Origin of the sequence: Pseudomonas sp. NPDC087639, from assembly GCF_044743385.1 — a bacterium.
GTDB lineage: Bacteria > Pseudomonadota > Gammaproteobacteria > Pseudomonadales > Pseudomonadaceae > Aquipseudomonas.
The window spans coordinates 1-3970 of the sequence record NZ_JBIUWI010000031.1 but is presented as its reverse complement, the minus strand read 5'-3'; the positions used below and the strand labels follow the sequence as shown (position 1 = coordinate 3970).

The window sequence follows — 3970 nt, the reverse complement described above, 5'->3', positions numbered from 1 at the left end:
ACTCCCGAGTCGGCTTGAAATACGGGGTGGTGTGGACCTTGACGCCTTCACGCAGGTGGAAGGTGTAAGTCAGGCCGTCATCGGAAATGTCCCACTTGGTCGCCAGACCAGGAATCACGGCGGTGCCGCCGCGTTCGAACTGGGTCAGACGGTTGAACATGGTTTCGGCTGAGGCGTCGAAGTCGGTTCCGGTGGTGTACTGGCCCGGATCAAAACCGGCCGGGCTCCCTTCGGAGCAAAACACCAGGTTAGTCGCAGCGGATGCGAAAGGTGCGGAGGCTAACAAGCCTGCGCCGACTAAAAACGGAATGACCGCGTGTTTAAGCATGTTGGCCTCATGATTTGTTGTCATTTTTTGATTTGAGGTACGACCTCGTGAGTCGTGCCTGCGGATACTTATGCAGGCGCCATACCCAATGCAAGATCCAGAGCGGTCGGCGGCCTCAAACGGTGGCACGAACGTACCTTAATGTCGCATCTGTATAACTTTTGACGCATTTGACCGTTTGCGGGTGGTTTTTACGGTGCAAATGAAGCCCCAAAATGGTGCGCGGTTCAGGCTGTGCGCGCCGCCTTGGGGCTCGGTGTTACTTATTTATACCCACGCCGTAAAAGGGGGTTAGACCAAAAGGGCTGATACGGAAATCAGTGACTTCTTTACGCAGTGGTTGGAACACCGTGGAGTTGGCGATCGGGGTGATCGGCACCTGCTGTTTAAGGATCAGTTGCGCCTGTTGATACAGTTTTACCCGCTGCGCTTTGTCAGTGGACACCTTGGCCTGCTGCACCAGTTTGTCGTAGGCGGGATCGCACCATTTGGCGTAGTTGCTGCCTTTCACCGCCGCGCAGCTGTACAGCACGCCGAGCCAGTTGTCCGGATCGCCGTTGTCGCCGGTCCAGCCGTAGATCATCGCGTCATGTTCGCCGTTCTTGGCGCGCTTGATGTACTCGCCCCATTCATAGCTGACGATGTTGGCCTTGATGCCGATCTTCTCCCAATCCTGCTGGATCATCTGCGCCGACATCCGCGCATTCGGGTTCGAGGCGCGCTGCACGGTCATTGCCCAAAGGTTGATGGTTGTACCCGGTGCAACCCCTGCTTCTTTAAGTAGCGCCTTGGCCTTTGCCGGATCGTGCGGCGCGTCCTTGATGTTCGGATCGAACGACCATTGCGCCGGCGGCAAAGCGTTCTGGGCCAACTGACCGGCACTCTGGTAAACGGCTTTGATGATCGCCGGTTTGTCGATGGCCATGTCCAGGGCCTGACGCACTTTGAGCTGGTCCAGCGGCGGGTGAGTGGTGTTGTAGGCGAGGAAGCCAAGGTTGAAACCGGCCTGTTTCAGCACGCGCAGGTTCGGGTCTTTTTCCATCACTTCGATGTCGGCGGGGCGTGGGTAACCGCTGACCTGGCATTCGCCGGTTTTGAGTTTTTGCAGGCGTACGGCGGCGTCCGGGGTGATCGAGAAAATCAGGTTGTCGATCTTTACATCTTCGGGTTTCCAGTAGGCCGTGTTCGCGACATAACGGATTTGCGAATCTTTTTGATAGCGCTTGAACACGAACGGGCCGGTGCCGATCGGTTTCTGGTTGAGGTCGGCGGCTTTGCCTTCCTTCAGCAGTTGCGCGGCGTATTCAGCGGACTGCACCGAGGCGAAGCTCATGGCGAGGTTTTGCACGAAGGCGGCGTCGACGTTGTTGAGGTTGAAGCGCACGGTTTGCGCGTCGAGTTTTTCGACTGATTTGATGGTGGTGTTGAGGCCCATGTCGGTGAAATACGGGGACTCGGCGGGGTAGGCCTTGCGGAAGGCGTTTTCCGGGTCGAGCAGGCGTTGGAAGGTGAAGAGGACGTCGTCGGCGTTGAAGTCGCGGGTTGGGGTGAAGTATTCCGTTTTGTGGAATTTCACGCCTTGGCGCAGGTGGAAGGTGTACTGCAGGCCATCCGTTGAGACGTCCCATTTTGTGGCCAGGCCGGGTTCGATGTCGGTGCCGCCGCGTTTGAATTGGGTGAGGCGGTTGAAGACGGTTTCGGCGGAGGCGTCGAAGTCGGTACCGCTGGTGTATTGGCTGGGGTCGAAGCCTGCGGGGCTGGCTTCGGAGCAGTAGACCAGGGTTGTGGCGGCGTTTGCTATCGGGGCGGTTGTGGCCAGGGCCAGCGAGATCAGGAGCGGTTTGAGGGTGGATCTTGGCATGGAGTCCCCGGGGATTTGGAGGTGGTTTTGGGTTGAGATTAGCGGGGAATTGTGGGGTTTCGGAAATATCGTTTTTCTTGGGGGAGTGTCTATCTCGGTATATCTGGCGGGTTGTGTGTATATCCGTTGCTGCGGTTATGGCTGCTTGGGGTTCCGCCCTTACGGCGGGTCACTTTTTCCAGACGCCGAAAAAGTAACCAAAAAGGCTTTGCCCTGACGTTCGGCCCTCGCCGTGGCTCGGGTTCCTTCGCTCCGGGATCGATCCGGGCGCAGCGTCTCCGGTTTGCTTCGCTGCACCTCCTCTCGCTGTGTTTGGCTTCGCCAAACGGTCGCTGCGCTCCCACCCCGGATCAATCCCTCCGCTCAGCCTGCCGACGGGCTCTGAGATCAAGATCAAGAGCTTTACTCGAGCTAACGCTCATTGTGTTGAGTGGGGCGGCATGCGCCGCGTGCGGGGTGTACTTGTCTCCTCTGTAGATACCGCAGGCTGCGATCTTTTGATCTGGCTTTTGCTTTCTGTGGGAGCTGGCTTGCCAGCGATGGCGGCCCACGCAGTCACCCGATTACTTTGCTGTGTTTAGAGGTGTGTGAAATCACCAGAAGCTTCCCACAAGGTTTTCAGGTTGTCCGTCGGACGTGCGATCTCTAGGCTTGGGTTGTCGCTGAATGTTCAGCGATCGGGTGTGAGAACCCGGCAATTCATAGTCATTCAGTGTTCATGCCCGCATAATTGCCGCCAGCCAATCCGCTGCATGCAAATGCGTTATGGCGGCTCTGTGCGGGCAGACTTATGTCTGGCCGGGTGCCTATGACCGGTTTTCTCACCCCGCACAAAGCTGCCACCTCTTCGCCGTGTGAGAAACGGCATGAGATGGCTCAACTTCATAGGTGAAACGCATGACTAAGCCTGTACCCGATCCACCCGAAGAAAAACCAACCCCCCTCGAAGAAGCCCTCCGCGCCGAAGACCTCGCCCGAAACCGCGAAGCCATCAAACGCGCCCTCGATTTCTACCTCATCCCCGAAACCAGAAAACCGCGCCAACCCAGCACGATGTTCATGGTCTGTCCCAACGTCGACACTGAAAGCCTGCTCGCCCATGCCTGTGAATCACTGGCCTCTGCCAGCGCAGCGGCCAGCAACTTCGCCAACGAGTTGGGCGGCACGCAGCGCAATACGGTGCTGGGGATTCAGCAGATCATCATGCTGGCCGAGCTGGCGGTGAACCGGGCGCTGGATCGGGTTGATCCACAAATCTGATCCCCAGGGCTACCGCGTCATCGTTCTTCGCGAGCAGGCTCGCTCCCACAGGAGTACGCATTCCAACTGTGGGAGCGAGCCTGCTCGCGATGGCGACAGCTCAAGCACCACAAATCCCAGGCACAAAAAAACCGGCGATCATGCTCTGATCGCCGGTTTTTTATTCAGCCCATATCACATCACTGCATCAACACTTCAATCGAGCCATCAGCGGTCATGCTGACCTGGCTGGTGCCTGCTTCAACTTCCGGCGTCACTGGCGCTGAATCCATGCCGGCGGCTTTCATCATCATCGGGGCGCGCAGGTACGGTTGGGGGTAGCCGTTGCTGTTGAGGTTCAGGTTGACGATTTTGTAGCTCTTGCCGCCGAGTGCGTCAGTGGCCAGTTGGGCGCGGGCCTTGAAGGCGGTGACGGCTTCTTTGAGCAACTGGTCTTCACTGGCCTTGCGGGTCGGGTCGGCGATGGCGAAGTCCATGCCGCCCATTTTCAGGTCGGTCAGCAGTTCGCCGGTGAGTTTGGA

3 protein-coding genes and 1 pseudogene are annotated in these 3970 nt (G+C 58.0%); 1 reads left to right on the top strand and 3 read right to left on the bottom strand.

Features of this window, described 5'->3' with window-relative positions:
* Positions 1-244: pseudogene (locus ACIOVB_RS14840) on the bottom strand (ABC transporter substrate-binding protein); the annotation flags it as partial.
* A 343-nt stretch (positions 245-587) separates the two neighbouring features.
* Positions 588-2189, bottom strand: coding sequence for an ABC transporter substrate-binding protein (locus ACIOVB_RS14835; RefSeq protein WP_187676750.1), 1602 nt, complete (start codon positions 2187-2189; stop codon positions 588-590).
* Positions 2190-3086: 897 nt separating this feature from the next.
* Between ACIOVB_RS14835 and ACIOVB_RS14830 the strand changes: the two genes are divergently transcribed.
* Positions 3087-3449, top strand: coding sequence for a DUF6124 family protein (locus ACIOVB_RS14830; RefSeq protein ID WP_401268828.1), 363 nt, complete (start codon positions 3087-3089; stop codon positions 3447-3449).
* A gap of 179 nt (positions 3450-3628) precedes the next feature.
* On the opposite strand, the gene ACIOVB_RS14825 is transcribed toward ACIOVB_RS14830, so the two are convergent.
* On the bottom strand, positions 3629-3970 hold a 342-nt coding region (locus tag ACIOVB_RS14825; RefSeq protein WP_401268826.1), incomplete at its 5' end, for an SIMPL domain-containing protein.

Coding starts and splice junctions, on each gene's coding strand:
- ACIOVB_RS14835 (WP_187676750.1), bottom strand. CDS start 2,189: ATGCCAAGATCCACCCTCAAACCGCTCCTGATCTCGCTGGCCCTGGCC.
- ACIOVB_RS14830 (WP_401268828.1), top strand. CDS start 3,087: ATGACTAAGCCTGTACCCGATCCACCCGAAGAAAAACCAACCCCCCTC.